This is a genomic window from Megasphaera sp. NM10, assembly GCF_000417505.1.
Taxonomy (GTDB): Bacteria; Bacillota; Negativicutes; order Veillonellales; family Megasphaeraceae; genus Megasphaera; species Megasphaera intestinihominis.
The window spans coordinates 1-6,256 of the sequence record NZ_APHY01000089.1; the positions used below are offsets into that span (position 1 = coordinate 1).

Below are 6,256 nucleotides of genomic sequence, written 5' to 3' on the forward strand. Positions count from 1 at the left end.
TTGGGCTGCTTGGATACCACTTGTCTATCTTGATAAGCTTTTTGCCTTGCCAAGCCAATTTATATTCCAACATGTTCGTGAACATATTCCAGCCATTGTCAGCTACGGATTTGCCAAAGCTGAACTTGCCACCCTTTTTCCGCTTTGCCATCGCTTTGACGCTGATATCCTCAATGCCAATGACATCATAGCGGTCTGCGAGGTAGCGAGCCTTCTTATGCAGGAAATCCCGGCGTTGATTGGCCACTTTCTCATGGAGAATAGCTACACGCAGCCTTTGTTTTTCTCTGTTATGACTTTCTTTCTGCTTTTGGGATAGCTTCCGCTGTGCCTTAGCCAATCTCTTCTCTGCCTTTCGCAGGAAATCGGGATACTTAGCCTCATCCTCATCGGAAGCCACATACAAGCCGTGCATCGCAAAATCCAGGCCCAGGAAGGTCTTCGGTATGACAGGGAGTATTTGGTTTTCATACTCCACCAGCATACTGATATAGTACTTTCCTGATGGCGTCTTGCTGATGGTCACGGTCTTTATGATACTGTTCTCCGGCAAGGGACGATGTTGGCATAATTTCACCCAACCGACTTTCGGCAGTTTCACCTTATGGCCCTCGATTCGGACAGAGCCTTTCTGGTTGTTCGTGGAATACGAAGCACGACGATTCTTCTTGGACTTGAAGCGCGGCTTGCCGAAATGCTGGCTGTCATTCCAAAAGTGGCTGTAGGCCTTATTCAGGTTCATTTGGGCATTGGCAAGGGCTAAACTATCTACTTCCTTTAGCCAAGGGAATTCTTCTTTGTACTGCGCAGGCGTGTTATTCAGCTTTTGGCCGGTTTCCTTATAATAGTCAATGCGGTCACTCAGCATCTTGTTGTAGATGAATCGGACACACCCAAAGGTCTTGGCAAACATAATTTTCTGTTCCGTTGTCGGATAGATTCTGTATCGGTATGCCTTATTCACTATCATCACCTGCCTTGACTTTCTATATACTTGCGAATTGTCGCTATAGGAGCCCCGCCGGTTGTCAGTAGACAATAGCTTCTTGACCAGAACATTTCCTTCCATAGCTTACACCTAACCTCGGGGAAGTATCTCTTTATGAGCCTTGAGCTGGCACTTTTATAAGCGTTGACAAATTTCGATATCTCTGTATTAGGATGGGCACGAAACATAATATGTACATGGTCCTGGTCGTGGTTCCATTCTTCCAAAGTGATATTATATGATGAACCTATGCGGACGAATATATCTTTTGCATATTGGCTCATTGGGTCAGAAAATACTTTGCGTCGGTACTTCACCACTAAAACAAGATGGTAATAGAGTAAGAACACTGAATGGTTATTACTGTCTAATTCCATAGTATAATCAGTCCTTTCTCTCTTACTACTGATTATACTGCAAAACAAATTATGAAGAAATTGTCTTTCTGAGGGCATCGAACCCTCAGAAAAACCTGCAATTCATCTCACCGCCTAAAGAGGCAGGAAACTTCTTGCAGAATCAGGTTAAACTTTATTATACCATATTTATGTCCCTGCGAGAATCAGCAGGCAGGACAGAATCGCCGCAATCTGTCTTATTTACATGGTCCATATCTTGGGATAAAATAATAGTACAGTTTACTTTTAGGAGGTTTTTCTATGGCAACTAAACGCGTCCTCGCAATCCACGATATGTGTTCTTTCGGCCGCTGCTCCCTGACAGCCGCCATCCCGGTCATTTCGGCCATGGGCTTCCAGGTCTGCCCCTTCCCGACGGCTATTTTCAGCAACAACCTGACGTATGGCGACTATACCTTCTCTGATTTTACGCCGCACATGACGGAATTCATGGATAAATGGCAGAAACTGGGCTATTCGTATGACGCCATTTACAGCGGCTTCCTCGCCGACGCCGGCCAGATCGCCATCGTCCTCGACGCCATCGCCCGCTTCGCCAAGAAGGATACCCTCGTCGTCGTCGATCCGGCCATGGCCGATGACGGCAAGCTCTACCCGGTCTTCAAGCCCGATATTGTCATGGAAATGCGCAAGCTTATCGCCAAAGCGACCATCATTACACCGAATTATACCGAAGCTGCCCTGCTGGCCGACATCCCCTATGCCCAGGGCGCGCCATCCATGAAGACTATGCTCGAACTCTGCCAGAAGCTGGCCGCCATGGGACCGCGTCAAATCATCATCACCAGTGTCCCCACGGGCAACGAAACGATCACCGTCGTCAGCTACGACGCCCAGACGACGTCTTTCGACGAATGTACCGTCGACCGCATCCCCTTCAGCACCTGCGGCACAGGCGACCTCTTCACCAGCGTCCTCACAGGTTCCCTGCTCCAGGGCCAGTCCCTGCACGACAGCGTCAAAAAGGCCACACAGTTCCTGAACTACGCCATCGGCTACACCTACCAGTCCGGCAGCGATCCCCGCGAAGGCGTTCAGGTCGAACCGTGCCTGAAAAAGCTGTTCTAAGTTTTATTGTTAACTTATATAAATCCATATAAAGTTGACCTCATGAGCGCTTTTTTGCTATAATACGGAAGAAGTCCGTAAGCAAAGGAGCGCTTTTATCATGTCTGATTCAAGAGAAAAGACGATGCGCCTGACGCGCATCGCCTTATTGATTGCTATGAACTGTATTTCTGCCTATTTGATCATTCCCCTGCCCTTTTCCCAGTCGCCCATCGCCTTGCAGACGCTCGTCGTCAACCTGGTCGCCTTCCTGCTGCCGCCGAAAGATGCAGCCATCACCATGCTGGCCTACATCGGCATCGGCATCATCGGCGTCCCCGTCTTCACAGGCGGTACGGCAGGTCCCGGCAAGATGTTCGGCCCGACAGGCGGCTATATCTGGGCCTATGTCGCCGCCGTCTTCCTCATGTCCTGGTTCAAAGGGAAGGAATACAACTTCCGTCGCTACTCTCTGGCAGCCGTCGCCATCGGTATCCCCGTTATCTATATCGGCGGCGTACTGCAGCTCAAAGGCATCACGGGAATGCCCTGGGAAGCAGCCATCATGAGCGGCGTCGTCCCCTTCATCCCCTTGGACATCGTCAAGAGCCTCTGCGCTGCCGCTCTGGCACGGCCCTTATTGGCCATAAATAAAACCGTATCTCACGAATGACGCCAGCTTGTGTAAATCCGTTCTTTGTCAGTATACATCTCCCGATCTGCCTGGGATAACACCTCGTCGATATTGGCAATAGGCGTCTGGCAGACGACAACGCCTAAGGCCATGCTGATGCCGCTGGAACGGTAACGGGCCAGCAGCTCGCGGACGAGCTGCTGAGCCTGCTGTTCACTGGCATTCCTGGCGATGACCATGAATTCATCGCCGCCCATGCGGAATACGGCGTTATCGCCGCTCAAGGCTTTCATATGCCGGACAGCCTGCTGGAGGAGATGGTCTCCGGCTTCATGGCCTTGCGTATCATTGATTCGCTTGAGGCCGTTGAGGTCGCCAAAAATAAAGGCCAGGAAAATCCCATCGGGCACAGCCCGGATATATTCGGTAAACCCCCGGCGATTGCCGGCGCCGGTCAGCTGGTCCGTCGTGCTGAGGCGTTCCAGCGAACGGAAAGTATCGCGGTTGCGCAGCATACTGGCCAGGAACAAGGTCAGCGTCGACAACAGGAGGCTGGCCGATTTAAAGGCCAATGCCGACGGGTTGACGACTTCCGTAAAGCCCAGGGACTTGCCCGATTGAGTCAGATGTCCCGATACGAGGCGGCGGACGCCGGAAAGATGCGGCGTAAATCCAGGATGAGCCCGGACGAAAGCCTGTGCATCTTCAATAATGGCCATCTGTTTAGCATCAAAGGCCGCATACAGCGGTCGCAGGGAGTCCATGGGAATGTGCTGGACCGTAGGAGCCATCGGCTGCAAATCCTCTTGATACCATTCATAGGTAGCGCTGACGGTCTGGTCCGGCTGTTCCTCAAAAATCAGGACCCGTTCAGCTTGCAGGCTATGACCGATTTTTTCCAGCATTTTCTGCAGGCCTGTATGGGGATCGGCTTCACGCATGCCGATGGCAATGACGTCGTTGGCCATGACTTCCCGGAAGACGACATCAATTTCTTCCCGGTCGCGGAAAATATACCGGCTCAGGTCGAAAGCCATAGAAAAACGGTAATTCTTCCCCTGCCAAGGAATGAGCGTCGTCCGCATGAACAGGTATTGCCCTGTCTTGCGGTTGCGGCGCGTTGCCGTATAAAAACAATCGCGGCGCAGCCTGTCATTGAGGCAATTATCGCAGGGAGTCTCCCGGTCAGCCAGGATTTTATAACATTTCTCACCGACCCAGCTGCTGCTATCAGAAAGGCCATAGGCCCGTTGCATATAGTCATTGACATAGACCAGTTCATACGTATCTGGGTCCATGACAGACACTTCTTCATCGAGCTTGTCGAATTTCTCCTTGTCGAAGACCAGGCGGTCGCCAATATAGATGGCTTGCCCATACTGCTGTTCTTTCGCTTCATCCAGTCGTTTCCGCAACAGCTGCATGACCTCATCGAAATCCTGGCCCTCCGACCCCTGGGCCACGGCGTATTGCAAATAAAGAGTACAACTGTAGCCGCCAATATTCGTAATGCCATGGATAGCATTGATGAGGCCCAGCATTTTATTCCGGAAATCGGCATCCATCGCCTTCGGGACAAGGCAGCAAAAACGGCTGCCGCTCAAATGGGCTATCGTTTCATTCAACACATGGAAGGCCAGCAGCTGCTGCGTAATGACCTGCAACAATTTCTGTCCTACTTCATCGCCATACTCCTGAAAAAGCGCTTCGTATGCAGGCACTTCGAGTAGGACACACGTATAATCCTGTCCATAGCGCCGATATTTATCGGCATACTCGTCTGCCGCCTGCAAGATACCCCGGAAATTGAGCAGCCCCGTCACATCGTCGACAAAACTGCTCTGCCGGAGCTGCACCTGCCGGGCTTCTTCATACTCTAAATCCTCAAAATAACCCATCAGGCCGATAATACGCCGTCCCTGGTAGATAGGGAATTTCGTAGCTGCGATTCGATGCGGTCGGCCTTGGACGAGACACTCCCCGATAATATGTCGCGTAATTTCGCCTTTTTCCAGGACAGCCCGTTCGGCTTCCTCATACTTTTTCCCCTGGATATGCCAGCCAATCTCCTCATCGGTCTTCCCGATGAGGATTTTTTCATCGGTCAGGCCATAATAGTCGAGGAAGGACTGACTGACGCCGGCAAAACGCCGTTCCCGGTCTTTCCAGAAGAATTTGATATCCGAATAATGAATCATGGCCTGGCAGAGTTCCCGCAAGAGGCGGAAATAAGGCTGCCGGGCCGGTTCCAATTCGTGGATGCCAAAAGAAGTGGCCAATATGGGCAACAGGCTCTTGCGGTCCCGCGCCGTTTCCCATGCATCATCGCGGCAGCACAACAGAATGTCATATTGGCCATCGGCCTGCTGGAGGCGGAGGGCCAAAAAGACAGTCCAGCGATAACTGCCGTCGGCCTGTTTGATACGGAAAACGTCACCGACACTGGCCGTCGGGGACTGGTCCGCCTGGTGGCAAAGGTTATCGAAATCAAGGAATGATAAGAACCTTTCCCTGTCGTCGACGTAGACGGACTGGACAGCATAGTCGATGAGCAGCTTTTGGATGCCTTTCAGGGACTTTCCATCAGCCCAATGGGTCATCGTCGTCTTGATGACTTCAAACGTATCTTTGCCAGGATGCAGGTAATATAAGCCTTTATAGACCTTCAGGATATTGCGCAGCAGATAATCGATACGCTGTATCTCCTGACGTTCGCTGGCATCGGCAATATTATAGATGCAGGCCCGTCCCAGGTATCGCCCCTGAGTTCCGCCGATGAGTTCCAAATGCAGCTGCAAATAATGGTCTCTTTCAACATAGGTCATGACTTGATTTTGCCCGGAAACAAGGAGTTCATCCAGACAAGGTTGCAGGCGCTGCCTGAATGAAAAGTCCTGAATCCACAAGGGCAGGTCATGGCCATTGTATCCGGGCAAAGACCATCGGAGGATTTTTCGAAAAGCCAGATTAGCCCATAACACCCCGGCCTGAGTGCCATCGTAGTGAAAAATAGCAGTCGGTAAATCCGTTACGACATTGACCAGACCGGCTTTATCATAGACTGGTTCTTCCCGCCGCGTTTCCAAGCCATGCTCATAGTGCTTGCAAAACACTGACAAGTCTTCGTARGTCATAGGCCGTCCAAAATAATAGCCCTGTATCTTTACA

Annotated in this window: 5 protein-coding genes; 2 read left to right on the plus strand and 3 right to left on the minus strand. The window is 51.1% G+C overall.

Features of this window, described 5'->3' with window-relative positions; all coding sequences use genetic code 11:
• Both NM10_RS11915 and tnpA read right to left on the minus strand, forming a co-directional pair.
• Nucleotides 1-913, minus strand: a 913-nt coding sequence (locus tag NM10_RS11915) for a transposase (protein WP_239639737.1), incomplete at its 3' end; no start/stop codon positions are given.
• Nucleotides 914-969: 56 nt separating this feature from the next.
• Nucleotides 970-1,365, minus strand: coding sequence for an IS200/IS605 family transposase (gene tnpA, locus NM10_RS11920; RefSeq protein WP_020311792.1), 396 nt, complete (start codon nucleotides 1,363-1,365; stop codon nucleotides 970-972).
• Nucleotides 1,366-1,647: 282 nt separating this feature from the next.
• On the opposite strand from tnpA, the gene NM10_RS11925 reads away from it, so the two are divergent.
• Nucleotides 1,648-2,475: a pyridoxamine kinase gene (locus NM10_RS11925; protein WP_020311793.1), complete on the plus strand. Its 828-nt coding sequence runs from the start codon at nucleotides 1,648-1,650 to the stop codon at nucleotides 2,473-2,475.
• Nucleotides 2,476-2,575: 100 nt separating this feature from the next.
• On the plus strand, nucleotides 2,576-3,127 hold the full coding sequence (locus NM10_RS11930; protein ID WP_020311794.1) for a biotin transporter BioY: 552 nt from the start codon (nucleotides 2,576-2,578) through the stop codon (nucleotides 3,125-3,127).
• Here the strand turns inward: NM10_RS11930 and NM10_RS13095 are convergent.
• Nucleotides 3,118-6,222 (minus strand): diguanylate cyclase domain-containing protein, encoded by a 3,105-nt coding sequence (locus NM10_RS13095; RefSeq protein WP_020311795.1) that lies wholly within the window; start codon nucleotides 6,220-6,222, stop codon nucleotides 3,118-3,120. The two genes, NM10_RS11930 and NM10_RS13095, sit on opposite strands and share 10 nt — an antisense overlap.
• Nucleotides 6,223-6,256 lie beyond the last annotated feature (34 nt).

Excerpts from the sequence above, each read along its gene's own strand:
- tnpA (WP_020311792.1), bottom strand. The coding sequence starts at position 1,365 with ATGGAATTAGACAGTAATAACCATTCAGTGTTCTTACTCTATTACCAT.
- NM10_RS11925 (WP_020311793.1), top strand. The coding sequence starts at position 1,648 with ATGGCAACTAAACGCGTCCTCGCAATCCACGATATGTGTTCTTTCGGC.
- NM10_RS11930 (WP_020311794.1), top strand. The coding sequence starts at position 2,576 with ATGTCTGATTCAAGAGAAAAGACGATGCGCCTGACGCGCATCGCCTTA.